General features: G+C 73.1%; 26 protein-coding genes and 2 pseudogenes. 19 read left to right on the forward strand and 9 right to left on the reverse strand.

Annotated features, from left to right (window positions below; genetic code table 11):
- Positions 1-187 precede the first annotated feature (187 nt).
- From ACFYMM_RS32100 to ACFYMM_RS32115, 4 genes are all read left to right on the forward strand, one after another.
- The gene (locus tag ACFYMM_RS32100) at positions 188-607 is read left to right on the forward strand and encodes a GNAT family N-acetyltransferase (RefSeq protein ID WP_388392940.1); all 420 of its coding nucleotides are present in this window, start codon (positions 188-190) and stop codon (positions 605-607) included.
- 325 nt (positions 608-932) lie between these two features.
- Entirely contained in the window at positions 933-2288 is a 1356-nt protein-coding gene (locus tag ACFYMM_RS32105; protein WP_388392943.1) for a hemolysin family protein, read from the forward strand.
- Complete coding sequence (locus ACFYMM_RS32110) at positions 2285-3298, forward strand: hemolysin family protein (protein WP_388392946.1); 1014 nt, start codon at positions 2285-2287, stop codon at positions 3296-3298. Before ACFYMM_RS32105 ends, ACFYMM_RS32110 begins: the two co-directional genes overlap by 4 nt.
- Positions 3299-3389: 91 nt before the next feature.
- A complete protein-coding gene (locus ACFYMM_RS32115; protein WP_388392949.1) occupies positions 3390-4262 on the forward strand; it encodes an SGNH/GDSL hydrolase family protein in 873 nt (290 codons plus the stop codon).
- 315 nt (positions 4263-4577) lie between these two features.
- Here the strand turns inward: ACFYMM_RS32115 and ACFYMM_RS32120 are convergent, their stop codons facing one another.
- Positions 4578-5270 (reverse strand): hypothetical protein, encoded by a 693-nt coding sequence (locus ACFYMM_RS32120; RefSeq protein ID WP_388392951.1) that lies wholly within the window; start codon positions 5268-5270, stop codon positions 4578-4580.
- A complete protein-coding gene (locus tag ACFYMM_RS32125; RefSeq protein ID WP_388392954.1) occupies positions 5270-5878 on the reverse strand; it encodes a hypothetical protein in 609 nt (202 codons plus the stop codon). Before ACFYMM_RS32125 ends, ACFYMM_RS32120 begins: the two co-directional genes overlap by 1 nt.
- 129 nt (positions 5879-6007) lie before the next feature.
- Between ACFYMM_RS32125 and ACFYMM_RS32130 the strand changes: the two genes are divergently transcribed.
- The gene (locus ACFYMM_RS32130; RefSeq protein WP_388392957.1) at positions 6008-6223 is read left to right on the forward strand and encodes a hypothetical protein; all 216 of its coding nucleotides are present in this window, start codon (positions 6008-6010) and stop codon (positions 6221-6223) included.
- 127 nt (positions 6224-6350) lie between these two features.
- Here ACFYMM_RS32130 and ACFYMM_RS32135 read toward each other — a convergent pair whose 3' ends face one another.
- The gene (locus ACFYMM_RS32135) at positions 6351-6986 is read right to left on the reverse strand and encodes a hypothetical protein (protein WP_388392960.1); all 636 of its coding nucleotides are present in this window, start codon (positions 6984-6986) and stop codon (positions 6351-6353) included.
- Positions 6987-7240: 254 nt separating this feature from the next.
- On the opposite strand from ACFYMM_RS32135, the gene purB reads away from it, so the two are divergent.
- On the forward strand, positions 7241-8683 hold the full coding sequence (purB, locus tag ACFYMM_RS32140; RefSeq protein ID WP_388392963.1) for an adenylosuccinate lyase: 1443 nt from the start codon (positions 7241-7243) through the stop codon (positions 8681-8683).
- The gene (gene mug / locus ACFYMM_RS32145; RefSeq protein WP_388393167.1) at positions 8680-9234 is read left to right on the forward strand and encodes a G/U mismatch-specific DNA glycosylase; all 555 of its coding nucleotides are present in this window, start codon (positions 8680-8682) and stop codon (positions 9232-9234) included. The genes purB and mug overlap by 4 nt, the downstream gene beginning before the upstream one ends.
- 22 nt (positions 9235-9256) lie before the next feature.
- Here the strand turns inward: mug and ACFYMM_RS32150 are convergent.
- A pseudogene (locus ACFYMM_RS32150) lies at positions 9257-9568 on the reverse strand (ABC transporter permease); the annotation flags it as partial.
- 4 nt (positions 9569-9572) lie between these two features.
- Between ACFYMM_RS32150 and ACFYMM_RS32155 the strand changes: the two are divergent.
- Positions 9573-9680: pseudogene (locus tag ACFYMM_RS32155) on the forward strand (LuxR C-terminal-related transcriptional regulator); the annotation flags it as partial.
- A 120-nt stretch (positions 9681-9800) separates the two neighbouring features.
- On the forward strand, positions 9801-10958 hold the full coding sequence (locus ACFYMM_RS32160; RefSeq protein ID WP_388392965.1) for an ROK family transcriptional regulator: 1158 nt from the start codon (positions 9801-9803) through the stop codon (positions 10956-10958).
- A 92-nt stretch (positions 10959-11050) separates the two neighbouring features.
- On the opposite strand, the gene ACFYMM_RS32165 is transcribed toward ACFYMM_RS32160, so the two are convergent.
- Together ACFYMM_RS32165 and ACFYMM_RS32170 are read right to left on the reverse strand one after the other, a co-directional pair.
- Positions 11051-11812 (reverse strand): GntR family transcriptional regulator, encoded by a 762-nt coding sequence (locus ACFYMM_RS32165; RefSeq protein WP_388392967.1) that lies wholly within the window; start codon positions 11810-11812, stop codon positions 11051-11053.
- A gap of 169 nt (positions 11813-11981) precedes the next feature.
- Complete coding sequence (locus ACFYMM_RS32170; protein ID WP_388392969.1) at positions 11982-12170, reverse strand: hypothetical protein; 189 nt, start codon at positions 12168-12170, stop codon at positions 11982-11984.
- Between the two features lie 225 nt (positions 12171-12395).
- Between ACFYMM_RS32170 and ACFYMM_RS32175 the strand changes: the two genes are divergently transcribed.
- The 3 genes from ACFYMM_RS32175 to ACFYMM_RS32185 all read left to right on the forward strand — a co-directional run bounded on the left by ACFYMM_RS32175 (position 12396) and on the right by ACFYMM_RS32185 (position 16606).
- Complete coding sequence (locus ACFYMM_RS32175; protein WP_388392971.1) at positions 12396-13226, forward strand: alpha/beta fold hydrolase; 831 nt, start codon at positions 12396-12398, stop codon at positions 13224-13226.
- Between the two features lie 181 nt (positions 13227-13407).
- Positions 13408-14991, forward strand: coding sequence for an alkaline phosphatase D family protein (locus ACFYMM_RS32180; protein ID WP_388392973.1), 1584 nt, complete (start codon positions 13408-13410; stop codon positions 14989-14991).
- Positions 14992-15169: 178 nt separating this feature from the next.
- Positions 15170-16606, forward strand: coding sequence for a GNAT family N-acetyltransferase (locus ACFYMM_RS32185; RefSeq protein ID WP_388392975.1), 1437 nt, complete (start codon positions 15170-15172; stop codon positions 16604-16606).
- 177 nt (positions 16607-16783) lie between these two features.
- Here ACFYMM_RS32185 and ACFYMM_RS32190 read toward each other — a convergent pair whose 3' ends face one another.
- Positions 16784-17983, reverse strand: a complete 1200-nt coding sequence (locus tag ACFYMM_RS32190; protein ID WP_388392977.1) for a trans-sulfuration enzyme family protein — start codon at positions 17981-17983, stop codon at positions 16784-16786.
- A 60-nt stretch (positions 17984-18043) separates the two neighbouring features.
- Here ACFYMM_RS32190 and ACFYMM_RS32195 point away from each other — a divergent pair, with 60 nt between their 5' ends.
- The 6 genes from ACFYMM_RS32195 to ACFYMM_RS32220 all read left to right on the forward strand — a co-directional run bounded on the left by ACFYMM_RS32195 (position 18044) and on the right by ACFYMM_RS32220 (position 24128).
- Positions 18044-18547 (forward strand): Lrp/AsnC family transcriptional regulator, encoded by a 504-nt coding sequence (locus tag ACFYMM_RS32195; protein ID WP_388392979.1) that lies wholly within the window; start codon positions 18044-18046, stop codon positions 18545-18547.
- A gap of 33 nt (positions 18548-18580) precedes the next feature.
- Complete coding sequence (locus tag ACFYMM_RS32200; RefSeq protein WP_388392981.1) at positions 18581-20272, forward strand: DUF885 domain-containing protein; 1692 nt, start codon at positions 18581-18583, stop codon at positions 20270-20272.
- A 127-nt stretch (positions 20273-20399) separates the two neighbouring features.
- A complete protein-coding gene (locus ACFYMM_RS32205) occupies positions 20400-21077 on the forward strand; it encodes a hypothetical protein (protein ID WP_388392984.1) in 678 nt (225 codons plus the stop codon).
- A gap of 163 nt (positions 21078-21240) precedes the next feature.
- Entirely contained in the window at positions 21241-21486 is a 246-nt protein-coding gene (locus ACFYMM_RS32210; RefSeq protein ID WP_388392987.1) for a ferredoxin, read from the forward strand.
- Complete coding sequence (locus tag ACFYMM_RS32215) at positions 21476-22867, forward strand: NAD(P)/FAD-dependent oxidoreductase (RefSeq protein WP_388392989.1); 1392 nt, start codon at positions 21476-21478, stop codon at positions 22865-22867. Before ACFYMM_RS32210 ends, ACFYMM_RS32215 begins: the two co-directional genes overlap by 11 nt.
- 25 nt (positions 22868-22892) lie before the next feature.
- The gene (locus ACFYMM_RS32220) at positions 22893-24128 is read left to right on the forward strand and encodes a cytochrome P450 (RefSeq protein WP_388392991.1); all 1236 of its coding nucleotides are present in this window, start codon (positions 22893-22895) and stop codon (positions 24126-24128) included.
- Between the two features lie 52 nt (positions 24129-24180).
- On the opposite strand, the gene ACFYMM_RS32225 is transcribed toward ACFYMM_RS32220, so the two are convergent.
- Together ACFYMM_RS32225 and ACFYMM_RS32230 are read right to left on the reverse strand one after the other, a co-directional pair.
- Positions 24181-24711 (reverse strand): immunity 21 family protein, encoded by a 531-nt coding sequence (locus ACFYMM_RS32225; protein WP_388392994.1) that lies wholly within the window; start codon positions 24709-24711, stop codon positions 24181-24183.
- Positions 24712-24745: 34 nt separating this feature from the next.
- The gene (locus ACFYMM_RS32230) at positions 24746-25219 is read right to left on the reverse strand and encodes a rhodanese-like domain-containing protein (RefSeq protein WP_388392996.1); all 474 of its coding nucleotides are present in this window, start codon (positions 25217-25219) and stop codon (positions 24746-24748) included.
- Positions 25220-25312: 93 nt separating this feature from the next.
- Here ACFYMM_RS32230 and ACFYMM_RS32235 point away from each other — a divergent pair, with 93 nt between their 5' ends.
- Entirely contained in the window at positions 25313-25759 is a 447-nt protein-coding gene (locus tag ACFYMM_RS32235; RefSeq protein ID WP_388392998.1) for an Lrp/AsnC family transcriptional regulator, read from the forward strand.
- Positions 25760-25762 lie beyond the last annotated feature (3 nt).

The following is a 25762-nucleotide window of genomic DNA, read 5'->3' on the forward strand; positions in this document are numbered from 1 at the left end:
GTGGACGCGCAGAGCCTAGAGGGGACAGGTGGACATCCGCTACGCCTGGGTAACAAGTTGCCGTCGTCACCCTGAAACCCCGGCGCCCAAAGGGCAGTTGGCTGGGTTTGGTCCGGGTGGGCCGGAGGGGGAGCCGACACGGAAAACCCGCTTGTCGGACAGGCGGGGACTCTGGTGGGCTCCCCTCATGTGTGATCTCCACATCCGCCACGCCACCCATGCGGACATCGACACCGTGCTGCGGTTCTGGCGCACCGCCGCCGAAGGCACCAGCATCAGCGACGACCACGAAGGAGTTGCCCGACTCGTCGGACGAGACCCCGAAGCCCTGCTCCTCGCGGAGTGCGACGGCCTGCTCACCGGAACCGTCATCGCCGGCTTCGACGGCTGGCGGTGCTCCGCCTACCGGCTGGCCGTACACCCCGGCCACCGCCGGCAAGGCATCGCCACCGCCCTGCTGGCGGCAGCCGAACGACGATTCGCCGCCCTGGGCGGGCGACGCGTCGACGCCATGGTGCTGGAAGCCAACGAACAGGCCCACCACACGTGGGCCGCCACCGGCTACCACCGCGAGGACCACTGGCGCCGCTGGGTCAAACCGCTGTAGCCCCTCGGCCGCGAGGCGGCCCGGGTTCGGCACGCGACGCGGAGACGCGGGCGGGGACCCCATGGGGCCGGCCGGTCCGCGACGAGACCGCCCCGCATGCCCGGCATGCCCGGCGGGCCGCCGGGTACGCGCCCGAGGAGCACGGGCGACCGGGCGAAGCCGCTCACCGGACCGGGAGCCGCGACCCTTTGCTCGTCCTTTACCATTGAGGGAGCATCCGGTCCTCCATGAAAGGTCGTGAGCGTCCGCCCATGGGCGAGCCTCCCAGTCCGCGACATCGCGCGTTCCCCCCTGCCCTGTCCGACGATGGGACAGAGGTGACCCGATGACCGAAGTGCTCCTCCTGCTGGTGGCGGTCCTGCTGTCGTTCGCCTGCGGGGCCTTCGTCGCCGCCGAGTTCTCGCTGACCACGGTCGAGCGCGGCGAGCTGGAGCGGGCGGCGGAGCGCGGCGAGCGCGGCGCGCCGGGCGCCCTGAAGGCGGTACGGAACCTGACGTTCCAGCTCTCCGGCGCACAGCTCGGCATCACGGTCACCAACCTGGTGGTCGGCATGCTCGCCGAGCCGTCGATCTCCGTGCTGCTGGCGGGCCCGTTCGAGGCGCTGGGCCTGTCCGCGACCACGGCGAGTTCGGTCGCCCTGGTGCTGGGCACGGCCCTGTCCACGGTGTTCCTGATGGTCGTCGGCGAACTGGTGCCCAAGAACTGGGCGATCTCCGCGCCGCTGACCGTCGCCAGGCGGGTGGGCAACGCCCAGCGCTGGTTCAGCGCCGCCTTCCGGCCCTTCATCACCCACCTCAACAACATGGCCAACCGCGTGGTGCGCCGTATCGGCCTCGAACCCGCCGAGGAACTGGCCTCGGCGCGCGGACCGCAGGAACTGGCGGCCCTCGCCCGGCACTCCGCCAAGCAGGGCGCCCTGGAGCCGGACACCGCGGAGCTGTTCGTCCGGACACTGAACCTCGCCGACCTCACGGCCGAGAACGTGATGACCCCCCGGGTCCAGGTCATCGCCCTGGACATACAGGCGACCTGCGAGGACGTGGCCAACGCGACCCGGGCGACCGGACTGTCCAGGTTCCCGGTCTACCGCGGCAGCCTCGACTCGGTCGTCGGCACCGCCCACATCAAGGACGTCCTGGCCATGCCGGCGCGGCACCGGGGCCTGCGCACCGTCGCACAGATCATGCGCGAACCGCTGCTGGTGCCCGAGTCCCTCACCGTCGACCGGCTGCTGGACCGGCTCTCGGGCAGGCGCACGATGGCCGTCGTCATCGACGAGTACGGCGGCACGGCGGGCGTGGCGACCCTGGAGGACATCGTCGAGGAGGTCGTCGGCGAGGTGCGCGACGAACACGATCCGCACGAGACGCCCGACCTGGACCCCGCCGGGGCCGACGACGAGGGCCGGGCGCTGTACTCGGCCGACGGCGCGGCCCGCGTCGACCAGCTCGCGCGGGTGGGACTGCGCGTGCCCGAGGGACCGTACGAGACGCTGGCCGGGATCGTCGCCACCGAGCTGGGCCGCATACCGCGGGCCGGGGACACCGTGACGGTGGCCGGCTGGCGGCTGGACGTGGCGGACGCCTCCGGGCACCGGGCGGCCCGGGTGCTGCTGCACGCCCCCCTGGACGACGCGGAGGGCCACGAGGAGTCGGACGGGACGAGGAGGGGGGCGCGATGACCGCCGTACAACTCCTGATCGGTCTGGCGACCCTCGTCGTCAACGCCTTCTTCGTGGGCGCCGAGTTCGCGCTCATCACGGTGCGCCGCTCGCAGATCGAGCCGTACGCCGACCAGGGCGACCGGCGCGCCAAGAGCGTCCTGTGGGGCCTGGAGCACGTGTCCGCGCTGCTGGCCGCCGCCCAGCTCGGCATCACGCTGTGCACGCTGGTCCTCGGCGTGGTCGCGGAACCGGCGATCGCGCACCTGCTGGAGCCGGTGTTCCACGCGCTCGGCGTGTCCAAGAGCGCCGGCCACGGCGTGTCCTTCGTGATCGCGCTGGCGCTGGCGACGTATCTGCACATGCTGCTCGGGGAGATGGTGCCGAAGAACATCGCGCTCGCCGAACCGGTGCGCAGCGCGCTGCTCCTCGGCCCTCCCCTGGTCACCCTGTCCCGGGCCCTGCGCCCGGTGATCTTCGCGGTGAACGCGTTCGCGAACGGCCTGCTCAAGCTGTTGCGGGTGGAGGCCAAGAGCGAGGTCGCGGCCACCTTCACGGACACCGAGCTGGCCGAGATCGTCAAGGACGCCAGCGAGGCGGGCCTGATCGACGACCGGGCGCAGGAGCGGCTGCACGACGCGCTGGAACTGGGCAGCCGGCCGGTGCGGGACGTGGTGGTGCCGCTGGAGCGGGTGGTGTACGCGCGCGTGGGCGTCACCCCCGAGAAGCTCGAACACCTGGCTGCGGAGTCGGGTTTCTCCCGCTTCCCGGTGGTCGACGAGGGCCGGCGGATCGTCGGCTATCTGCACGTCAAGGACGCGCTGGACACCTCCCCCCGGGATCTGCCGTTCCGGCTGCGGGACATGCGGCCCATCGCGCGCGTGCGGGAGAACACACCGCTGGACGACGTGCTCACCGCGATGCGCGGCAGCCGTACGCATCTGGCGGGCGTGCTCGGCGACGACGGGCGGCTGGCGGGGCTGGTGACCATGGAGGACGTCCTGCGGGAGCTGTTCGGGCAGCGTGCGTGAGCTTTCGGGCAGCGTGCGCGAGCCGAGTGGTGCGGCGGGGACGAGGGTGACCGACCGGCGGGTATGGAGCCGGGATACCATCGCTGTCGCCATGCAGACGAACCCCACACCTTCCGCGGCCACGCCCGCGCGCGTTCCCGCCCACACCAGCCTGGTGGCCGTGGGCGACTCCTTCACCGAGGGCATGTCGGACCTGCTGCCCGACGGCTCCTACCGGGGCTGGGCCGACCTCCTCGCGGCGCGGATGGCCGCCCGCACGCCCGGCTTCCGGTACGCCAACCTGGCCGTGCGCGGCAAGCTGATCGGGCAGATCGTCGAGGAGCAGGTGCCCGTGGCGGCCGCGATGGGGGCCGACGTGATCACGCTGGTCGGCGGGCTCAACGACACCCTGCGGCCCAAGTGCGACATGGGCCGGGTGCGGGGTCTGCTGACGGAGGCGGTGGAACGGCTGGCGCCGTCCTGCCGGCAGCTGGTGCTGATGCGCAGCCCCGGCCGCCAGGGCCCGGTGCTGGAGCGGTTCCGGCCGCGCATGGAGGAGCTGTTCGCCTGCGTCGACGACCTCGCGGCGCGGCACGGCGCGCTGGTGGTCGACCTGTACGCCGCCCCCTCGCTGGGCGACCCTCGCATGTGGGACGTGGACCGGCTGCATCTGACGGCCGAGGGGCACCGCCGGGTCGCCGAGGCGGTCTGGCAGACCCTCGGGCACGAACCCGAGGACACCGAGTGGCACATCCCGATGGCGGCCACGCTGCCGCCGGGCTGGGCGGCCCGCCGGATCGCCGACGCGCGGTTCGCCCGGCAGTACCTTCTGCCCTGGATAGGCCGCCGCCTGACCGGCCGCTCCTCGGGAGACGGCCGGGCAGGCGCCCACTTCAGCGCCGAGCTGGGCAAAGCCTTCTGGGTCACCCCTGCGGACCACACGGATCCCGGCCCGGTGACGGACTGGCGACCGGTGTGGCCCTAGGCCGGATGAGCGATCCCCAGGCCTCCGAAGCCCCGGCCTCCGAGGCCCACGTTTCCACCAGCGGACCGTCGCCGCAGGCCACCAGCTAGTGCCGCATCAGGCAACGTTCGCCCCGTCGCGACGCCCGGCACGCGCCCCCGCCCGAACCGGCTTCGCGGCCTCGGGCGGGGGGACCCCCTTCGCCGCGCCGGCCGAAAGTCCAAGTACGTCCAGTACGAGGCCTTCCGGCCGGCACTCCCCCAGCCTCCGGCCGGGGGGCCCCAGAGCACGCACCGGACGCCGCTCCTTGACGGGCAAACGTTGCCTGCCGCGGCACTAGCGCCGCTTGCGCTTCTTCCTGCTCCGGTTGCCGGCGCCCGGCTTGGTACCGCTCGGCCGGCCGGGCGGTACCGGGTTCGCCGCGGCCTCGCGCAGGCCGATCCGGCGAGTCCGCCGGACAGTCAGCTCCCACAACCCGATCGCGACGCCGACTCCTACGACTCCGGCGGGGAGGGAGCCGAAGTCGGCGTCGGCGGGCTGCGGGGCCAGCCAGCCGCTCGGGTCGACCAGCAGGTCCTCGGTGGTGCCCGCGTCCCTTGTGCCGTCGCAGCCCATGCCGACGATGTCGGCGTGGGCCATCGGCCTGCCGTCGGTCCGCTTCAGCCTGCAGTGGTAGACCGGGCCGGTCTTGCCCCTGGTGGTGTACACCGAGGTGATCCGCACCTCGGTACGCTGCCCCTGGCTCCGCATCAGCGCGGCCCGGAAGACCAGCCCGGAGCCGAGCACGACGGCCAGTCCGATGACCAGCCCGGCGAAGAACACCCACCCCTTGGTCGCGATCGCCATCAGCACCGAGATCGCGAGGGCCACGGTCAGCACTCCGAGGATCAGCGCCGCCGGAAACCAGTCCGGGCCGGTACCGAGCACGCCGATGCCCACCATCAGCAGCGGGGCGAGGGCGGCTGTGCGGGCGAGCCGCCGCACCACGTGCGGGGGCCAGGCCACGTTCTTCCGGGACCGGGGCGCCATCAGCGGCCCTCGAACCGGCGCAGCCCGAGCCGCCGGGACAGCCAGACCAGCAGTTCGAAGAGCACCAGGACCACCGGCAGGGCCCACGCGGCGATGTCGATCCCGCTGTAGTCCGTCTCGGCCGGCTCCGGCGCCGTCCAGCCGTGCGGGTCGACGAGCACGTCCTCGGACTGCCCGACCTCCATCGGCCCGTCGCAGGAGTCGTTGCCCAGCTCGGCGTGCCGGAGCGGCTTGCCGTCCACCCGCTCCAGAAGGCAGGTGTACTCGGGCCCGCGCTTGCCCTGGTACGTCTTCACCGAGGTGACCCGCACCTCCACGCGCTGCCCCTGGTGCGCCATCACCTCCGCCTGCAGCACCGGTCCCGGACCGGACAGCGCGGCGATCCCCACGATCACCCCGCCGACGATCAACCACCCGTTCGGCGCCGCGATGATCATCAGCGAGAGAGTCGCGATCAGCGCGACGGTCCCGAGCACCAGTCCGAGCACGCTCCAGTCCGGATTGGCGGCCAGCAAGGACAGGCCGACGATCACCGGCGGACCGAAGAACGCGATCGTGGTGAGGCGGCGGACCTGCCGCGACGAGGCGGCGGTGGCTGTTCGAGGCACGGCGTCAGTGTGACGAACGGGATCACGGGGCTGAAGAGCGGGGTTGGCTTTGCATAGGCCCGGTCGCGGGCTCCGCCCCGGCGGCTGGCTCGGAGTGCGCGGGTCCGCCTGGCGCGCCAGGCTGAGCGTATGGCTTCCGTGACGCCCGTCATCGTGTACCCACCCGCCGGGGACGGCGGCCGCCGCGTCCGCATCGGCGATCACTTCGTCGGGATCGCGTACGGGGTCACCGACATCGCCGCCTTCGTGCAGGAGGCCGGGCTGCAGGACTGGGACGAGATGGATGTGGTCCGGTCCGCGCTCATCGAATGGCGCGGCGGCGGGCCCGAGGGGTGGGAGCACTGACCAGTCCGGCGAGGGGGCAGCCATGAGGCGATCGAACGCGGGCCTCAGCGTCTGGGCCGCATGACCCCAGGGAGCCGGACGGCCTCCGAGCAGCGGGTACGGGCACGGCTCGCCGCTGGGCGCCCCGTCACGGCGTCAGCCAGAGCGTGCACGCGACGGGGTCGTCGATGTTCTGCGTGCCGAGCGCCGGTACCGCGATGCCTTTGCGGTACTTGGGCTTGAGGGTGTCCACGGCGTGCACTCCATAGCCGCATGCCCGAACCGCGAAGACTTCGCTGGAGTTGATCGGGAGCGTGCTGAACGCGGCGGTGTACGAGCTGTCGTTTCCGGAATGCACATACCGGTAGTTGGTCTCCCCGAGGCTGACGGTGACTCCTCCGTCATAGGAGATGTCGAGCCACACGGCAGGGCTTTCGAAAGTCTGCAGGTAGCTCGTCGCCCAGCGCCGGTCCAGTGCGATCAGTCCCCAGGCGCAGTGCCTGTCCGCCGAGTAGCGGAGCGTGATGCGGGCAGCGTAGTCGGTGACTCCCAGTGAGATCGGGTCGTTCCAGTCGGGCGTGCCGTTCCAGGCGGAGGCCACGGGTCCCCACGGCTCCGTGAAGTCACCGTCGGCGGCTATCGCCTTGGCCTGGTCCCTGGTTTCGTCGCAGAGCGGGTTCGGGGCGGCGGATGTCGGGGGTGCCGCGACGACTCCGGCGGCAGTCAGTGCCGCCGATGCGGTGAAAGCGATCACGCAACGGCGGATCTTGCGGGTGAACGCCATGTCTGTGCGTCTCCAGTCCGATGCCGTGCCAGTTCACGGTGAAAGCAGCTTCACCCGGTCCAGGCTCCGGCGGCATCGCCTGAATGTACTAGTTAATGCTCTATGAGAGCTTTTTCTTCATCGTCTGGAACACGGAGACTCTCACACCTCTCCGATGGCGAATTCGGTTCACCGCGCGCCTTTCACACAGGTGCGCCGCCACGACCGTACGGACGTCACGGAGCCCCCGTGGCTGCCGGGTAAACTCCCTGCACGTGACTTCAGCGCCCGCCAAGCCCCGCATCCCGAACGTCCTCGCCGGACGCTACGCCTCGGCCGAACTGGCCACGCTCTGGTCGCCCGAGCAGAAGGTGAAGCTCGAGCGGCAGCTCTGGCTCGCCGTGCTGCGGGCCCAGAAGGACCTCGGGATCGAGGTGCCCGACGAGGCGATCGCCGACTACGAGCGGGTCCTCGACACCGTCGACCTGGCCTCGATCGCCGAGCGCGAGAAGGTCACCCGGCACGACGTGAAGGCGCGGATCGAGGAGTTCAACGACCTCGCCGGGCACGAGCACGTGCACAAGGGCATGACCTCGCGCGACCTGACGGAGAACGTCGAGCAGCTGCAGATCCGGCTCTCCCTGGAGCTGATGCGCGACCGTACGGTGGCCGTGCTGGCGCGGCTGGGCCGGCTCGCCGGGGAGTACGCGGAGCTGGTCATGGCCGGCCGCTCGCACAACGTCGCCGCCCAGGCCACCACCCTCGGCAAGCGCTTCGCGACCGCCGCCGACGAGCTGCTCGTCGCCCACGGCCGGGTCGAGGAACTGCTCGGCCGCTACCCGCTGCGGGGCATCAAGGGCCCGGTCGGCACCGCGCAGGACATGCTGGACCTGCTCGGCGGGGACGCGTCGAAGCTCGCCGAGCTGGAGCAGCGGATCGCCGGGCACCTGGGCTTCTCCCAGGCGTTCACCTCCGTCGGCCAGGTCTACCCGCGCTCGCTGGACTACGAGGTGGTCACCGCGCTGGTGCAGCTGGCGGCGGCACCGTCCTCGGTGGCGAAGACGGTCCGGCTGATGGCCGGCCACGAGCTGGTCACCGAGGGCTTCAAGCCGGGGCAGGTCGGCTCCTCGGCGATGCCGCACAAGATGAACACCCGCTCCTGCGAGCGCGTCAACGGCCTGATGGTCATCCTGCGCGGCTACGCGTCGATGACCGGCGAGCTGGCGGGCGACCAGTGGAACGAGGGCGACGTGTCCTGCTCGGTGGTGCGCCGGGTCGCGCTGCCGGACGCGTTCTTCGCCCTGGACGGTCTGCTGGAGACCTTCCTGACCGTCCTCGACGAGTTCGGTGCCTTCCCCGCCGTCGTCGCCCGTGAGCTGGACCGCTATCTCCCGTTCCTCGCCACCACCAAGGTCCTGATGGGCGCGGTGCGCGCCGGTGTCGGCCGGGAGGTGGCGCACGAGGCGATCAAGGAGAACGCCGTCGCCACCGCGCTGGCGATGCGCGAGCAGGGCGCCGAGCGCAACGACCTGCTCGACAAGCTCGCCGCCGACGGGCGACTGCCGCTGGACCGGGCCGCGCTGGAGGCGCTGATGGCGGACAAGCTGTCCTTCACGGGTGCCGCCGCCGACCAGGTCGGTGTGGTCGTCGCGCGGATCGAGGACATCCTCAAGCAGCACCCCCAGGCCGCGGGTTACACCCCCGGAGCGATCCTCTGACCCGCTTCACCCAGGCCGAGCTGGAGGCCGCCCGCGACCGTCTCGTCCCGGACGTGGTCGCGGACGGCCTCCAGGTGCTGTTCTGCGGCATCAATCCGGGACTGACGACGGCGGCGACGGGCCACCACTTCGCCCGCCCCGGCAACCGGTTCTGGCCGGTGCTGCACCTGTCCGGTTTCACGCCGAGGCTGCTCAGGCCGGCGGAGCAGTGGGAGTTGCCGGCCTACGGGCTCGGGATCACCAACGTGGTGGCGCGGGCGTCGGCCCGGGCCGACGAGCTGACGGCCGAGGAGTACGCCGAGGGCGGCCGGCTGCTGGCCGCCAAGGTGACCCGGCTGCGGCCGGCCTGGCTGGCGGTGGTCGGGGTGACGGCCTACCGGGCGGCCTTCGGGGACCGCAAGGCCCAGGTGGGGCCGCAGGAGCGGACGATCGGGGACACCCGGGTGTGGGTCCTGCCCAACCCCAGCGGGCTGAACGCGCACTGGACGACGGCGACGATGGCGGAGGAGTTCGGGCGGCTGCGGAGCGCCGCCCGGCACCGGGCGGACTGACGCCCCCTGCGCCCGTACGGCGTCAGACGTCCCGGCGCCGTACGCTCCACGCCCCGGCCAGCAGGGCGGCCCCGGTCCACAGCGCGGTCACCGCGAGACCGGTCCACGGGCCCGGGGTGCCGTCCGTCGTGCTGTGCAGGACGACCTGACCGGCGCGGTCGGGCAGGAAGTCGGCGGCGCCGCCGGACAGGTCGCCGATCACGAAGGACACGATCAGCAGGAACGGGATCAGGATGCCCAGCGTCGCCGCCCCGCTGCGCAGCACGGCCGCCAGTCCGGCGGCGAACAGGGCCATCAGCGTGAGGTAGACGGCACAGCCGAGGGCACCGCGCAGTCCGGAGACGGTGAAGTCGCATGTGAGCGCCGTACTGGCGAAGCTGGGGGCGCGGGACCGCACCCAGGCGGTGATCGCCGCGTACGAGTCGGGGTTCGTGGCCCCCGGCTGATCCGGCGGGGCCTCGCGGGCTGATCCCGGCTGTCGGCGGGCGGGGGCGCCCGGCACTCGCCCGGTGCGCCCGCGCCGAGTACGATCCGCCCCACACGCGCACGAGCTGGGAGGACGGACGTTGGGGCAGCTGACCGGCGGCGATCCCTCGCTGCTGCGAAGGATCAATTCCGCCGTGGTGCTGCACGCCCTGCGGGCCACGGACTGTGCGACGCTCACCGAGATCACCCGGGTGACGGGGCTGTCCCGGCCGACGGTCGAGGGCGTCGTCGAGGGGCTCATCGAGGCCGGGCTGGTGGTGGAGAAGGCCGCCGAGGAGGGTGCCGCGCGGCGTCAGGGGCGGCCGGCCCGCCGGTTCCGGTTCCGGGCCGAGGCCGGGCATCTGCTGGGCCTGGAGATCGGGGCGCACCGTGTGGCCGCGCTCCTCTCCGATCTGGACGGGCGGGTGCTGGGCGCGCAGGCCAAGGAGGTCGACGAGACGGCCGACCCCGACGAGCGGCTGGAGCGGCTGCGGGGCGCGGTGGCGGAGCTGCTGCGGCGGGCCGGGGTCGCGCGCGGCTCGCTGCGGGCGGTCGGCGTGGGCACGCCGGGCATCGTCGAGGCCGACGGCACCGTGCGACTGGGGACCGCGCTGCCCCAGTGGACGGGGCTGCGGCTCGGCGAACGGCTCAGCCGTTCCTTCAGGTGTCCGGTCCTGGTGGAGAACGACGCGAACGCGGCGGCCGTGGCCGAGCACTGGAAGGGCGCCGCGACCGACTCCGACGACGTGGTGTTCGTGCTGGCGGGGCTGAGCCCGGGCGCGGGTTCGCTGATCGGCGGGCGGCTGCACCGGGGGTACGGCGGGGCGGCCGGGGAGATCGGCGCGCTGCACCTGCTGGGCCGGGAGGTCACCCCGGAGACGCTGCTCTCGACCACCGGCCGGCCGCTGCACCCGCTGGACGAGCAGGCGGTCGCCGAGGTGTTCACGCTCGCCCGCAAGGGCGACGAGCGGGCCCGGGCGGCCATGGACCGCTTCATCCAGCGGCTCGTGCACGACGTGGCCGCCCTGGTGCTCGCACTGGACCCGGAACTGGTCGTGGTCGGCGGCTGGGCGGCCGGTCTCGACGGCGTCCTGGAGCCCCTGCGCGGCGAACTCGCCCGCTACTGCCTGCGCCCTCCGAAGGTGACCCTCTCCCTGCTCGGCGAGGCGGCCGTCGCCACCGGAGCGCTGCGGCTGGCGCTCGACCACGTGGAGGAAGAGTTGTTCGCGGTCGAGGGAACGGTGACGGCGCGCCGCTGAACCGCGCACCCGCGCGGGCGCCGCCTGCGGGACAGGCGGCCCCGGCCTTCGGTCGGACGGCAGACCCGGGCGGCAGGCCCGGACGGCGGGATCTAGGAGGCCTGCTGTTCGGGGCCGTGGTGGATCTCCACGCCGCCCGAGTCGCCGAAGGTGAGCCGGCAGGTGTCGGCGCGGTAGGTGGCGACGGAGAGCGCGGCGGTGCGGCCCCGCGCGAAGAAGCGGGTGGTGACGACGAGGACGGGCGCGCCGGGGAGCCGGTCGAGTTCCTTGGCGTCGTCCGCGCGGGCCGAGCCCAGTTCGACGGCGCGGTCCTGGCCCTCCAGCTCCAGGCGCTGCAGCTCCCGCAGGACCGCACGCGCGCGTGCCGTACCCGACGGCGCGTCGATCGCGGAGAGGTCGGGCACCGAGGACGCCGGGATGTAGAGCAGCTCGGCGGCGACGGGCTGGCCGTGGGACACCCGGGAGCGGCGCACGGTGTGCACGCTCTCCTCGGCGCCGGTCTCCAGGGCCGCGGCCACAGCCGAGGGCGGTACCGCCCGGGTGGAGTCGAGGGGCTGCCAGGCGTCGTCGCCGGCCCCCGGCCAGGCATGCTGTTCGGTGCCGACGGCCACGCCCATGCGCGGGGGCGCGACGGTCGTCCCGACGCCGCGCCGGCGCTGCAGCCGGCCCTCCAGCTCCAGCTGTTCGAGCGCCTGGCGCAGGGTGGCGCGCGCGACGCCGAAACGGGCCGCGAGATCGCGCTCGTTGGGCAGGATCTCGCCGACCGAGAACTCCGAGTCGAGTGCCTCACTGAGCACGGTCCTGAGGTGCCAGTACTTCGGTTCCGGCACCGATTCCAGCTGCGTGGTCCCCACCCTGTCCTCCGCAATCGCCGTGGTCCGGCGGCTTTTTAGCGCCCTTGTTTATTAAAGGTTGTTGCACTTGTCTGCGACCATAGGACGGCCCCCACCCTTGGTCAAGACCAATCCTCGGTCGCCGGCGCACCGGGCGGGACCGCCGCCACCGAGCGTTCACGAGCCGTTCTCAGTGGCCGGTCCCGGACCTGAGCGACGCCGCGGAACCGCCGCTGACCTCGGCGGACCCGCCCTCGGCCGCTGCGGCCCGGAACCGCTCGGCGGGTTCCCGGCGCCGCTTCGGATCGACCGCGTGGTGCGGGCGCCGCTCATCGGCGTGTCCGCGGGCCGGCCGGGGAGTGGCGCGCTCGGTACTCACCCGGCCATCCCATCCGACACGACCGGTCGTGTCCACGGAATCGAACCTGCCGGCACCCGCCCGGTCGACAATGTTGGCGGGCCGTCAGCGGTCGGTGGCCGGAAACGGGCCGCGCGCGGCGCGGCGCGACACCCGCGACACGCCCCGCCAGGGGCTACCCGCCGGTAGCAATTGCTGACAAGCTGTCTACGGCGTCCTTCAGCAGCCCCATCCGAGGAGCACCCCATGTCCGCCACCGTCTCCTTCCCGGTCCCCACCCCCCAGGGCCCGAAGAGCGTGACCGTCTCCTACGCGCGCGCGGGCCGCGGGGATCCGCTGGTGCTGTTGCACGGCATCGGCCACCACCGGCAGGCCTGGGACCCGGTGGTGGACATCCTCGCGACCGAACGCGACGTGATCGCGGTGGACCTGCCCGGATTCGGCGCGTCCCCCGCGCTGCCGGACGGCCTGGCCTACGACCTGCCGACGACCAACACCGTCCTCGGCTCGCTGTTCGAGGCGCTGCGACTGGAACGTCCGCACGTGGCGGGCAACTCGCTGGGCGGCCTGCTGGCCCTGGAACTGGGCCGGGAGAAGCTCGTACGGTCCGTCACGGCCCTGTCCCCGGCCGGGTTCTGGTCACAGGCCGAGCGGCGCTACGCGTTCGGCGTCCTGCTCGCGATGCGGCGGATCTCCGAACGGCTGCCGCTGCCACTGGTCGAACAGCTGTCCAGATCCGCCGCCGGCCGTACGGCTCTGACCAGCACGATCTACGCCCGCCCCGCCCGCCGTTCCCCCGAGGCCGTGGTCGCCGAGACCCTCGCCCTGGCCCAGGCAACGGGGTTCGACGCGACGCTCAGGGCCGGTGCCACCGTGCGGTTCACCGACGGCCTGGCGGGCCTGCCGGTCACCGTGGCCTGGGGGACCCGCGACATGCTGCTGGTGCGCCGCCAGGGCGTCCGCGCGAAGCAGGTCATCCCCCACGCGCGGCTGGTACGCCTGCCCGGCTGCGGCCACTGCCCCATGAACGACGACCCCGCGCTGGTCGCCCGGGTCATCCTCGACGGCAGCCGCTGACGGCCGCGACGGCGGTGCGCGGCCGGGCCGTTGTGGGCGTCGTGCCCCGCTCCGGGCCTCCGCGCACCCCAGGACCCCGCCCGTGCGGCCAGTTGTTCACTCGGGGTTTCCGTGGGCGCTGCGGCGCCCCAGTAGTTGTGGCACTGCACACCGGCCGGATCCCGTCCCTGGAGGCGCAGCCATGTCACACCGTCCGTTCCCCGGCCGCCGCAGCGTCCTGCGCGGCTCCCTCGCCGCTTCGGCGGCCCTGGCCCTGCCCACGGGGCTCGGGGCAGCACCGGCGTTCGCCCTGTCGGGACGCCCCCGGGCGGGCTGGGGCGTTCAGGCGGGTGACGTGACGTCCGAGTCCGGGCTGGTGTGGGTGCGTTCGGACCGGCCGGCCCGGATGGTCGTGGAGACGTCGGCCACCGACACGTTCCGCAACCCGCGCAGATGGCACGGTCCGCTGCTGGGCGCGGACTCCGACTTCACCGGCACCACCCGGCTGCGCGGCCTGCCGGCCGGCGAGCAGATCCACTACCGCGTGCTGCTCGCCGACCCGGACGATCCGCGCCGCACGAGCGAACCCGTGGCCGGGACCTTCCGCACCGCCCCCGCCGAGCGGTGCCACGGCGTGCGCTTCGTGTGGTCCGGCGACCTGGCCGGACAGGGCTGGGGCATCAACGAGTCCATCGGCGGCTACCGGATCTTCGACGCCATGGCGCAGGTCGACCCCGACTTCTTCCTGTGCAGCGGCGACAACATCTACGCCGACGGCCCGATCTCCGCCACCGCCGCCCTGCCCGACGGCAGCGTCTACCGGAGTCTGACCACCGAGGAGAAGTCGCACGTCGCGACGACCCTGGACGACTACCGGGGCAACTTCCGCTACAACCTGCTGGACCGGGCGCTGCGCCGGTTCAACGCCCAGGTGCCGAACATCATCCAGTGGGACGACCACGAGGTGCGCAACAACTGGTACCCGGGCGAGGTCATCGGCGCCGGCACCCCCTACCCCGCCGGCACCAGGCTGGACGACCTGGCGTCGCGCTCGCGGCAGGCCTTCTCGGAGTACTTCCCCGTCTCCACGATCAGCGGGCGCCCGGACGGCCGGATCTACCGGGTCGTCAACCACGGTCCGCTGCTGGACGTGTTCGTGCTCGACATGCGCACCTACCGCGACGCCAACTCACCCGACGACCAGCCGACGGACCCGGTGGGCATCCTCGGCCGCGAGCAGCTGGAGTGGCTCAAGCGCGAGCTGGCGAAGTCCCGCGCCGTGTGGAAGGTGATCGCCAACGACATGCCGCTCGGCCTGGTCGTGCCCGACCCGGTGGAGGGCAAGCCCGACTTCGAGGCCGTGGCCCAGGGCGACCCGGGCGCCCCGCTCGGCCGGGAGCTGCAGATCGCGGAACTGCTGCGGTTCATCAAGCACCGGAGGATCACCGGCACGGTGTGGCTGACCGCCGACGTGCACCACACCTCCGCCCAGCACTACGACCCGTCGCGGGCCGCGTTCAAGGACTTCGAGCCGTTCTGGGAGTTCGTGTCGGGGCCGCTCAACGCCGGCGCCTTCCCGGCGAACGCGCTGGACGGCACGTTCGGCCCGGACCGGGTGTTCCTGAAGGCGCCGGCCGTGGCGAACGTGTCACCGGCCGAGGGGTACCAGTTCTTCGGCGAGGTCGACATCGACGGCGACAGCGGCGAACTGACCGTACGGCTGCGCGAGTACGACGGCACCGTACTGTTCACGCAGACGCTGCAGCCGGGCCGCGTCGGCCAGTAACTCCCGTACGCTCAGGTCAAGGCCCCGCACCGGCGTCATCCCCCGGTGCGGGGCCCTGTCGTTCCCCGGCTTAGTAGAAAGCGGAACATAAACGGCGTAAGCATGCTTTACCCATCAGTCACAAAGAGTTCGTGATCACGCAACACGTTTCCTTCACAGTGGGTGCATGACTCGAGACATGTCTGATGTGACGCGTGCGAAGCACGGCCGTCCGGTGCACCACTGGCGGCGGGACGTCGTCGAACTCGCCGCGATGTTCACGGCCGTCGCGGTGGCGGACGCGGTGGCGAACCTGGTCGGGCACGGTCCCGGCGGGCCGGCCCTGCTGGTGATCTCGGCGATCGCGCTGGCCGCGACGGCGGGCTTCCACACCTGGTGGGCACGGCGCCACGGTCACGCGCCCCCGACCGGTGATACCGGTGCCCGGTCCGCCGCCACGGTGGGGCGGGCCGGGCCGTCCGAGGAAACCGCGCCGGACCCGGAGGCGGTGGCCGGGTCGAGCACGCTGTGGCGGATGCGGACGACGGTGAGGGACGAACCGGGATCGCTGGCCGTGCTCTGCACGGCCCTCGCCGGACGGCGGGTGGACATCCTGAGCCTGCAGACGCATCCGCTGGCCGACGGGACGGTGGACGAGTTCCTGCTGCGGGCGCCCGGAGAGCTGACGGCGGCCGAGATGACCCGTCTGGTCTCACGGGCCGGCGGTGCCTCGACGTGGATCGAGCGGGCCGATGCCCATGACCTGGTCGACGCCCCGACCCGGGTGCTCGGGCTCGCGGCGCGCACCGCGCTGGACGCGGCGGAACTCCCGCTGGCGCTCAGGCAGTTGCTGGGCAGGTGCACGATCCGTTCGCTGCCCGCCGCGCCGGTCGGCGGGGGCCGGGCACCGGAGGCGGTGCCGGCCGAGGGGGTGCTGGAGGAGACCGTCATGCGGCTGCGGGCACCCGAGGGCGGGGTGATCACCGTCGAGCGGCCGTATCTGCCGTTCACGCCGACCGAGTTCGCGCGGGCGCGGGCGCTGGTGGAGCTGGACAGCCGGCTGGGGCCGCGCGTCCCGCGCGGCCAGGACGTGCTGACGCTGCCGGAGGGCAACGCCATCACCGTGCGCCGGGCCGACATCGGCGATCTGGAGGCGGCGAAGGCGATGCACGAGCGGTGCTCGCCCCGCACGCTCGGCATGCGCTACCACGGGCCCGTCGGTGACGCCGACCGCTATCTCAACCACCTGCTGAGCCCGCGCTTCGGACGGACGCTGGCGGTGCAGACCGCGTCGGGCCGTGTCGTCGGCCTCGGCCATCTGCTGTGGGACGGCGACGAGACGGAGGTCGCGCTGCTCGTCGAGGACGACTGGCAGCGGCGCGGCATCGGCGGCGAACTGCTCGGCCGCCTGGTTTCGATGGCGGTGGAGGCCGGCTGCGAGAGCGTGTACGCGGTGACCCAGGCCTCCAACACCGGCATGGTCGCCGCGATGCGGGCCCTCGGCCTGCCCCTCGACTACCAGATCGAGGAGGGCACCCTGGTGATCACGGCCCGTCTGGCCGCGAGCCCGGACGACTCGCGGCCGCCGTACGACGACGCTCAGGAGCGGCTGGGCGGCTCGGTCCGCCGGGACTGAACAGCGCGAGGCCCCCGCACGAGTCCCCGCGCGGCCGGTGCGCCCCGCCGGGCCGTGCGGGGCGCACCCCGCCGTGCCGTGCCGGGCGCACCCCGCCGTGCCGTGCCGGGCGCACCCCGCCGTGCCGTGCCGGGCGCACCCCGCCGTGCCGTGCCGGGCGCGCCGGCCGTGGCCGGCTCAGCGCGCCGCCTCCATGAGGGGTGCCCGGGTGCGCGTGGGCTCGCCGAGCGCCGTGTCGAGGTCCGCCCACAGGTCGTCGACGTCCTCCAGGCCCACCGACAGGCGCAGCAGCCGGTCGCTCACCCCGGCGCCACGGCGGTCGTCGGGGTCGACGATGCGGTGGCTGATGGACGCCGGGTGCTGGATGAGCGTGTCCACGCTGCCCAGGCTCACGGCCGGGGTGATCAGACGGACGGCGGAGATGACCTCGTGCGGGTCGCCGTGCACCTCGAAGGCGATCATCGCGCCGCCGAGACGGGGATAGCGCACGCGGGCCACCCGGGGGTCCGCGGCGAGCCGGCGGGCGAGTTCGGCGGCGTTCGCGGAGGCGGCACGCACCCGCACCGGCAGCGTGGACAGCCCCCGCAGCAGCAGGTAGCCCGCCAGCGGGTGCAGCACTCCACCGGTGGCGAACCGTATCTGCCGTAGCCGGCCCGCGAGTTCCCCGTCGCAGGCCACCACCCCGGCCAGCACGTCGCCGTGGCCGCCGAGGTACTTGGTCGCGCTGTGCAGGACCAGCCGGGCGCCGTGTTCGGCCGGGCGCTGCAGGACCGGGGTGGCGAAGGTGTTGTCGGCGAGCAGCGGGACCGTGCCGCAGGCGTGGGCGACGGCCCGCAGGTCGAGTTCGGCGAGGGTCGGGTTGGCGGGGGTCTCGACCATCACCAGCCCGGTGTCGGGGCGCAGCGCGTCCGCGATTCCGGCCGGGTCGGTCCAGGTCACCTCCGTGCCGAGCAGTCCGGCGGTCAGCAGGTGGTCGCTGCAGCCGTACAGGGGCCGTACGGCGACGACGTGCCGCAGGCCCGTGGCGGCGCGGGCCAGCAGGACGGCGCTGAGCGCCGCCATGCCGCTGGCGAAGGCGACGGCCTCCTCGGTGCCCTCCAGACGGGCGAGGGCGGTCTCGAAGCGGGCGACGGTGGGGTTGCCGAGGCGGCCGTAGACGGGCGGGCCGGCCGGGTCCGCGCCGTCGGTGGCGAAGGCGTCGATGCGGGCGGCCTCGGCGCGGCTGTCGTAGGACGGGTAGGTGGTGGACAGGTCGATGGGCGGGGCGTGCAGTCCCTGCCGGGCGAGGTCGTCACGGCCGGCGTGCACGGCCTCGGTGGCCAGTGCCCGGGGTGCGGTGGGCGCGATGTCCTGTGCGCGGGTGCTCGCTGTGTCCATGGGCGGAAGAGTGAACACCGGGCGGCCCACGTGGCCGGAACTCCGTGTTACGTTCGGGCCATGGCCGAATCTGTCGTACTGGATCCGGTGGACCTCCATCTGCTGCGGCTGCTGCAGAACGACGCCCGGACCACCTATCGCGATCTCGCCGCCCAGGTGGGCGTGGCGCCGTCGACGTGCCTGGACCGGGTGACGCGGCTGCGCCGCAGCGGTGTGATCCTCGGGCACCAGCTGCGGCTCGATCCGGCCAAACTCGGGCGCGGCCTCCAGGCGCTGCTGTCGGTGCAGGTCAGACCGCACCGGCGGGAGTTGGTGGGGCCGTTCGTGGACCGGATCCGGGCGCTGCCGGAGACGCTGACGGTGTTCCATCTGACCGGCCCGGACGACTATCTCGTGCATGTGGCGGTGGCGGACATGGCGGACCTGCAGCGGCTGGTGCTGGACGGGTTCACGGCACGGCGTGAAGTGGCCCGGGTGGAGACCCGGTTGATCTTCCAGCAGTGGGACTGCGGGCCCCTGCTGCCACCGGCCACGCCCACAGCTGAATCGCCCGTACCCGGGTGACGCGGGCCCGGGCGCCGTATGAGGATGGGCGGCATGTCTGAGACCAAGAGCCCGCTGCCCCGTGCGGTCGCCGACGCCTACGTCGACGACCTCATCGCCCTCGATCCGGTCACCGGTACCTACCTCGGCGTCAAGGAGAGTTCGAGCAGGCTGCCCGACTACTCCCCGGCGGGCCAGGAGGCGCTCGCCCGGCTGGCCCGGGCCACGCTCGCGAAGCTCGACGAGGCGGAGCGGCAGCCGGGCGCGGAGCGGGACGTGGAGCGGCGCTGCGCGCGGCTGCTGCGGGAGCGGCTCACCGCCGAACTCGCCGTGCACGAGGCCGACGAGCATCTGCGCGCGGTCGGCAACATGCACACGCCCGGGCACTCGGTGCGGGACATCTTCACGGTGACGCCGACGCAGACGGACGAGGACTGGGCGGCGATCGCCGAACGGCTGCGCGCGGTCCCGGGCGCCCTCGCGGGCTACCGCGAGTCGCTGGCGCTCGGTCTGGACCGCAAGCTGTACGCCGGTCCGCGCCCGACCGCCACCTTCGTCGAGCAGCTCACCGAGTGGTCCGACCCGGAGGGCAAGGGCCGGGGCTGGTACGAGGACTTCGCCTCGGCCGGCCCCGAGGCGCTGCGCACGGAGCTGGACGACGCCGCCCGTGCGGCGACCGCGGCCCTGGTGGAGCTGCGGGACTGGATGCGGGACGTGTACGCGCCGGCGATCGAGGGCGCCCCGGACACGGTGGGCCGCGAGCGGTACGCGCGGTGGTCGCGCTACTTCAACGGCACCGACCTGGACCTGGACGAGGCGTACGCGTACGGCTGGTCGGAGTTCCACCGCATCCTCGGCGAGATGCGGCAGGAGGCCGAGAAGATCCTGCCCGGCGCCGAGACTCCGTGGGTGGCGCTCGCGCACCTCGACGAGCACGGCAAGCACATCGAGGGCGTCGAGGAGGTCCGGCAGTGGCTGCAGGACCTGATGGACCGGGCGATCGAGGAACTCGACGGCACCCACTTCGAACTCGCCGAGCGGGTGCGGAAGGTGGAGGCACGCATCGCGCCGCCCGGCGGTGCGGCGGCGCCCTACTACACGGCCCCCTCGGAGGACTTCTCCCGTCCCGGACGCACCTGGCTGCCGACCATGGGCCAGACCCGGTTCCCGGCCTATGACCTGGTGTCGACCTGGTACCACGAGGGCGTGCCCGGCCACCACCTCCAGCTCGCGCAGTGGGCGCACGTGGCGCAGGACCTGTCCCGCTACCAGGCCACGGTCGGCGGGGTCAGCGCCAACGCGGAGGGCTGGGCGCTGTACGCGGAGCGGCTGATGGACGAGCTGGGCTACCTCACGGACCCGGAGCACCGCCTCGGCTACCTCGACGCGCAGATGATGCGGGCCGCCCGGGTCATCGTGGACATCGGCATGCACCTGGAGCTGGAGATCCCGGCCGACTCGCCGTTCCACCCCGGCCGGCGGTGGACGCCGGAGCTGGCGCAGGAGTTCTTCGGGGCGCACAGCAGCCGGCCGGCGGACTTCGTGGAGAGCGAGCTGACCCGCTATCTGACCATCCCCGGACAGGCGATCGGCTACAAGCTGGGCGAGCGGGCCTGGCTGCTGGGCCGGGAGAACGCGCGCCGGCGGCACGGCGACTCCTTCGACCTGAAGGCCTGGCACATGGCGGCGCTGTCGCAGGGGTCGCTGGGCCTGGACGTCCTGGTGGACGAGCTGTCCCAGCTCTGAGCGGCGCGCCCGGCCGGGGCCGCCGCGGTGGCGGCCCCGGCCGTTCGGACGCCCCCCGCTGGCGGCCCCGGGCCGGAGACGGCTTGCTGGTGCCGGGGGCCGTCGACGGCGAGGGAGCGAGCCGCGTATGCAGGCAAAGGGGCCGGGGCGGCAGGCGCTGGAGACCCCGCGGGCCGCCGGGGCGGCCGGAGTCGTCTTCGCGCTGTTGCTGGCGGCGGCGATCGTGCTGATCAGACTCGGTGTTCCCGAAGGCGCCGCCCCGGTCACCGCCGAGGGGGCCACCGGCGCGACCCGACGTGACGCGGTGCGGGCGGCCCTCGCGCTGGTGCCGTTCGCCGGCGTCTTCTTCCTGTGGTTCATCGGCGCCGTACGGGCCCATCTCGGGCAGGCCGAGGACAAGTTCCTCGCCACCGTGCTCCTGGGCAGCGGACTGGTCTTCACGGCCACCATGTTCGCGGCGGGCGCGGCGGCCGACGCGGTCCTCACCGTCGCGAACCCGGCCGGGGCCTCCCTGGGGCCGGCCGCCTGGGACTTCGGCCGACACCTGGCCTACACCCTGATGACCTCGTACGCGACCCGGATGGCGGCCGTGTTCGTGTGCTCCATGTCGGTGATCGGGCGTCGGCTGGGGATCCTGCCGCGCGGCCTCACCGCACTGGGCTTCCTCACCGCCCTGACACTGCTCTTCGTCGCGTCGAACGTCCCCTGGGCCGAGCTTGCGTTCCCGGCGTGGTCGCTGGTGCTCGGCATCCACATCCTCCGGGTGGGCCGCCGCGCGGCGGCCCGGGCCGCGGCGCCCGGGTGAGGCGGGCCGGGCCCGGCGCCGCTCACCCGATCGGCGTCTTCCGGCACGCACCGGGCGTCCACTCGCTCGCATGCTGGCGTGCGGGAGTTGACCGCCGTCCGGAGGTGCCCGCGCGCGAGCGGTGGAGCGCACCGGACCTGGCCACCGGAAGGGCGGAGCGTCGATGAGGCTCGTCGTCGATCTCAACAAATGTCAGGGGTACGCGCAGTGCGCGTTCCTCGCGCCGGACGTCTTCGCCATGCACGGCGAGGAGTCCCTGGTGTACAACCCGCGCGCCGGGCAGGAGCAGCGGGAGCGGCTGGCGCGGGCCGTCGCCGCCTGTCCCGTGCAGGCGATCACGGCCGACGGACTGGACGGCGCCGCCGGGGCCCCCGCGGGATCCGCCGAGGAGGCGTCCGATGCCCGTTGACTACCTCGACTGGCTCAGGCGCGAGGGCCGGATCGTGATCGTCGGCGCCTCACTGGCCGGCCTGCGCGCCGCCGAGACGCTGCGCGCGGAGGGCTTCGCCGGTTCGCTGACGATGATCGGTGACGAGCCGTACGAGCCCTACGACCGGCCGCCGCTGTCGAAGGCGGTCCTGCTGGGCAGGGCGTCCGCGCACCACACCGAACTGCCCCGGCGCCGGGAGATCGACGCGAAGTGGCGTCTCGGGGTCGCGGCGACCGGGCTCGACATGACGGCCAGACGGGTGCGGCTGGGCGACGGCGACGAGGTCGAGTACGACCGGCTGCTGATCGCCACCGGGGTCCGCGCCCGCCCCTGGCCGAAGGAGACGGAGGCCCGGCTGGACGGCGTCTTCGTGCTGCGGACCCGGGACGACGCGGCCCGGCTGTACCAGCGGCTGAAGGCGGCGCCCCGCCGGGTCTTCATCATCGGTGCCGGCTTCGCCGGTTCGGAGGTCGCCTCGGCATGCCGGGAGATGGGCATCGCCGTGACCGTGGCGGAACGCGCGGACGCGCCGCTGGTGGGCGCCCTCGGCGGGGTGATCGGCGCGGTCTCCGCCGAGCTGCACCACGAGAACGGCGTGGACCTGCGCACCCGGGTCACGGTGACCGCCCTGGAGGGCGACTCGACGGGCCGGGTCAAGGCCGTGCACCTGTCCGACGACAGTGTGGTGGAGGCGGACGTCGTCATCGTCTCGCTGGGGTCGATGCGCAACACCGAGTGGCTGACCGGCTCCGGGCTCGGCGCGGGGCCGCGCGGAGTCGCCTGTGACGCCGGGTGCCGGGCCTTCGACTTCCGGGGCATCGTCACCGACGACATCTTCGTGGCGGGCGATGTCGCGCGCTCCCCGCACGCCCTGTTCGGCTACCAGTTCCTCTCGCTCGAACACTGGGGCAACGCCGTCGCCCAGGCCGAGGTCGCGGCGCACAACATGATCAGCCCCAGCGCGGAACGGCGCCCGCACCTGTGGGTGCCGGCGTTCTGGTCGGCGCAGTTCGGGGTGAACATCAAGTCGGTCGGCGTCCCGCCCATGGGCGAGGAGATCATGATCACGCAGGGGTCGCTGGCCGAGCGCCGGTTCGTCGGGGTCTACGGCCACCAGGGCCGGATGGTGGCCGCCGTGAGCTTCGACAACACGCGATGGCTGGAGTTCTACCAGCGGCAGATCGAGCGGGGGGCGCCGTTCCCGGTGGAGTTCCCGACGGTGGACCGCCGCCCGGAGGGCCGGCGGCCGGTCGACGCCGACTTCCCCGACCCGTCGCTGCCGACCCACGGCCCGACCGTGACCCTCAGCGGCTACTCGCCGGCCGACCAGCGGCTGGTCTTCACCCCTGCCCGTCACTGACCGCCAACCATTCCTGGGGACCCCCATGACGGAAGCCTCGCTCCTGAGCCGGATCATCGACTACGCCCACCGTGCCGACCCGTATCCGCTGTACGAGGAGCTGCGCAAGACACCGGTACTGCACGAGGAGGAGGGCGGCCCGTACGTCATCAGCTCCTACTGGGACATCGAGAGCCTGCTGCACGACCCTCGGATCAGCTCCGACGCCGCCAACCTCGCCGCCGCCGGCGACGACGAGCTGTCCGGGGGGGAGTCGACGGGACTGCCGCCGTCCTTCATCCGGCTCGACCCGCCCGAGCACGACCGGCTGCGGCGCATCGCCAACAGTTCCTTCGGGCCGCCGCACCGGCCGCGCCGGATCGAGTCCATGCGCGGCGAACTGACCGAGATCGTCACGGGTCTGATCGACGGGTTCGGGGACGCGCGGCAGATCGATCTCGTCGACCGGTTCGCCTACCCTTTCCCCGTCACGGTGATCTGCCGGCTGCTCGGGGTGCCCCGGGAGGACGAACCGCGCTTCCGGGCCTGGGTCGATCCACTGGTCGCGAGCCTGGATCCGGAGACCCGTACCGGCGCCGACGACGAGTTCCGCAGGACCGCCCAGGAAGCACGGATGCAGCTGGGCATGTACCTGGCCGGGCTGGTCGAGCAGCGCACCAAGGAGCCGCGCGACGACATGCTGTCCGACCTGGTCGGCAGCCGCGGCCCGGACGGCGCGATGACGATGATGGAGGTGCTCAGCACCGCGGTGCTGCTGCTGATCGCGGGGCACGAGACCACGGTCAACCTGATCACCAACGGCATGCTGACCCTGCTGCGCCACCCGGAGATCCTGCGGCGGCTGCGCGAGGATCCCGGACTGTCCGTCAACATCGTGGAGGAGCTGCTGCGGTACGAGCCGCCGGTGCAGCTCGTGCCGCAGCGCACCTGCATCACGGACATCGAGGTGCGCGGGGTGACCATCCCCGAGGGCTCGCGCATCTGGCTCGTGCTGGCGGCGGGCAACCGGGACCCGGAACGCTTCCACGACCCCGACCGCTTCGACCCGTTCCGCGGGGACATCCAGCACCTCGGCTTCGGCAGCGGCATCCACAGCTGCTTCGGCGCGCCGCTGGCCCGGCTGGAGACCCAGATCGCGCTGTCCGAGCTGGCCCGGCGGCTGGAGAACCCGAGCCTTGTCGAGGACCCGCCGCCCTACCGGCGCAACGCGGTGCTGCGCGGCCCGCGCCACCTGAACATCGCCTTCGACGCGCTGAGGTGAACCGACGACGGTCGCGGCGGGCGTCGGCGGCGACGGCCGTCGGCGGTGGCTCTCAGCGGTGGCCGTCTCCCGGCGCGAGCCGTCTGAGCTGGACCAGGCCGACCCAGGTCTCCGGGCCGGGTCTGGCGTAGGCGGCACGCACGGCGTACGCGCCGGGCTCCAGCGGGACACGCAGGTGTTCCGTGCGGTCCGCGTCCTCGCCCGGCCAGGCCGAGTCGAACAGGACGACCGGGCCGGGCACGTTCCAGCGGATCTCCTGGTCCCACACGGCCGCGTCGAGGGCGGCGGGGACGCCGGCGAGGAGTTCGTCCTCGGAGTTCGCGGCGGACCACCGCACGAAGGTGCCGTGGTCCGGGAGGAAGGAGGTGGAGGCCGGTTCGTCACCGAGGACCAGGGCCGCGCTGTCGCCGACCGGGAGCAGGCCCACGTACCCGTCGACCTCGCAGGCCCGGTCGTAGTCCGTGGCCAGTTCCTCGCTGTCGGCCCCCGCCCAGAACGCCAGCACCGTCTCCGGGACCGCTATCAGGGGGCCGCCACCCGACTCCACCCACCGCACCGCGCCTGGATCCGCATCACGAGCCATGGGCAGAACCTACACGCAGTCGGGGTGGGCGGGTTCAGCAGCCGCAGTCGCCGGACACCGGCGCCGTCAGCGGATCGGCCGCGCGGCGGGCGGGCCCCTGCCAGGTCTCGTACGCGAAGCCCTCGCGCGCCCAGTACTCGAAGCCGCCGAGCATCTCCTTGACCCGGTAGCCGAGTTCCGCCAGGGCGAGCGCGGCGCGGGTGGCGCCGTTGCAGCCGGGCCCCCAGCAGTACGTCACCACCGGCACGGCGGGGTCGAGGAGCTGTCCGGCCTGTTCGCGGATGAGCGCGGTCGGCAGGTGGACGGCACCGGGCACGTGGCCCTGGTCCCAGGACTCGGTGGAGCGGGGGTCGAGGAGGACGAAGCCCGGGTCGCCGCCGGCGGCGAGCGCGGCGGCCACGTCGGAGACGTCGGCGTGGAAGGAGAGGCTCGCCCTGAAGTGGGCGGCGGCCTGGGCTGGGGCGGCCGGCGGGACGCGCAGGACGGGGTTCACGGAGGCGGTGGTCATGACTCGAACCTATGGCCGGCTGCCCGCTCCCTGAAGGGGGGTTCCACGGCTTCCCCGTTGCCCTGCCGGGGATTTCCCTGCTATCCATCCCGGATGACCGTGTATTCCCCGGACGCCACCGACTGGCGCATTCTCGAGGTTCTCCAGCGGGACGGACGGGCCAGCTACGCCGAGCTGGCCCGTGAGGTCTCCATGTCGCCGAGCGCCGTCACCGAGCGGGTGCGGCGGCTGGAGGAGGCCGGCGTCATCCAGGGGTACGCGGCCGTCGTGGACCCCGACCGCCTCGGCCTGCCGATCCTGGCCTTCGTCCGGCTGCGCTATCCGAACGGCAACTACAAGCCCTTCCACGACCTGGTCGCCGCGACCCCGCAGATCCTGGAGGCGCACCATGTCACCGGTGACGACTGCTTCGTCATCAAGGTCGCCGCGCGTTCCATGTCCCATCTGGAGGAGATCTCCGGGAAGATCGGCGCGCTGGGGTCGGTGACCACCAGTGTCGTGTACTCCTCGCCGCTGCCCCGGCGTCCGCTGGGGCGCTGACCG

The sequence above is a fragment of the Streptomyces sp. NPDC006739 genome, assembly GCF_042869815.1.
Classification (GTDB): Bacteria; Actinomycetota; Actinomycetes; order Streptomycetales; family Streptomycetaceae; genus Streptomyces.

What these genes read in the sequence shown, in the direction of transcription:
- ACFYMM_RS32185 (WP_388392975.1), top strand. Translation starts at nt 15,170, where the DNA reads ATGTCTGATGTGACGCGTGCGAAGCACGGCCGTCCGGTGCACCACTGG.
- ACFYMM_RS32235 (WP_388392998.1), top strand. Translation starts at nt 25,313, where the DNA reads ATGACCGTGTATTCCCCGGACGCCACCGACTGGCGCATTCTCGAGGTT.
- ACFYMM_RS32195 (WP_388392979.1), top strand. Translation starts at nt 18,044, where the DNA reads ATGGCCGAATCTGTCGTACTGGATCCGGTGGACCTCCATCTGCTGCGG.
- ACFYMM_RS32115 (WP_388392949.1), top strand. Translation starts at nt 3,390, where the DNA reads ATGCAGACGAACCCCACACCTTCCGCGGCCACGCCCGCGCGCGTTCCC.
- ACFYMM_RS32135 (WP_388392960.1), bottom strand. Translation starts at nt 6,986, where the DNA reads ATGGCGTTCACCCGCAAGATCCGCCGTTGCGTGATCGCTTTCACCGCA.
- ACFYMM_RS32105 (WP_388392943.1), top strand. Translation starts at nt 933, where the DNA reads ATGACCGAAGTGCTCCTCCTGCTGGTGGCGGTCCTGCTGTCGTTCGCC.
- ACFYMM_RS32200 (WP_388392981.1), top strand. Translation starts at nt 18,581, where the DNA reads ATGTCTGAGACCAAGAGCCCGCTGCCCCGTGCGGTCGCCGACGCCTAC.
- ACFYMM_RS32110 (WP_388392946.1), top strand. Translation starts at nt 2,285, where the DNA reads ATGACCGCCGTACAACTCCTGATCGGTCTGGCGACCCTCGTCGTCAAC.
- ACFYMM_RS32215 (WP_388392989.1), top strand. Translation starts at nt 21,476, where the DNA reads ATGCCCGTTGACTACCTCGACTGGCTCAGGCGCGAGGGCCGGATCGTG.
- ACFYMM_RS32180 (WP_388392973.1), top strand. Translation starts at nt 13,408, where the DNA reads ATGTCACACCGTCCGTTCCCCGGCCGCCGCAGCGTCCTGCGCGGCTCC.
- ACFYMM_RS32130 (WP_388392957.1), top strand. Translation starts at nt 6,008, where the DNA reads ATGGCTTCCGTGACGCCCGTCATCGTGTACCCACCCGCCGGGGACGGC.
- ACFYMM_RS32175 (WP_388392971.1), top strand. Translation starts at nt 12,396, where the DNA reads ATGTCCGCCACCGTCTCCTTCCCGGTCCCCACCCCCCAGGGCCCGAAG.
- ACFYMM_RS32230 (WP_388392996.1), bottom strand. Translation starts at nt 25,219, where the DNA reads ATGACCACCGCCTCCGTGAACCCCGTCCTGCGCGTCCCGCCGGCCGCC.
- ACFYMM_RS32100 (WP_388392940.1), top strand. Translation starts at nt 188, where the DNA reads ATGTGTGATCTCCACATCCGCCACGCCACCCATGCGGACATCGACACC.
- ACFYMM_RS32210 (WP_388392987.1), top strand. Translation starts at nt 21,241, where the DNA reads ATGAGGCTCGTCGTCGATCTCAACAAATGTCAGGGGTACGCGCAGTGC.
- ACFYMM_RS32205 (WP_388392984.1), top strand. Translation starts at nt 20,400, where the DNA reads ATGCAGGCAAAGGGGCCGGGGCGGCAGGCGCTGGAGACCCCGCGGGCC.
- ACFYMM_RS32190 (WP_388392977.1), bottom strand. Translation starts at nt 17,983, where the DNA reads ATGGACACAGCGAGCACCCGCGCACAGGACATCGCGCCCACCGCACCC.
- ACFYMM_RS32225 (WP_388392994.1), bottom strand. Translation starts at nt 24,711, where the DNA reads ATGGCTCGTGATGCGGATCCAGGCGCGGTGCGGTGGGTGGAGTCGGGT.
- ACFYMM_RS32120 (WP_388392951.1), bottom strand. Translation starts at nt 5,270, where the DNA reads ATGGCGCCCCGGTCCCGGAAGAACGTGGCCTGGCCCCCGCACGTGGTG.
- ACFYMM_RS32220 (WP_388392991.1), top strand. Translation starts at nt 22,893, where the DNA reads ATGACGGAAGCCTCGCTCCTGAGCCGGATCATCGACTACGCCCACCGT.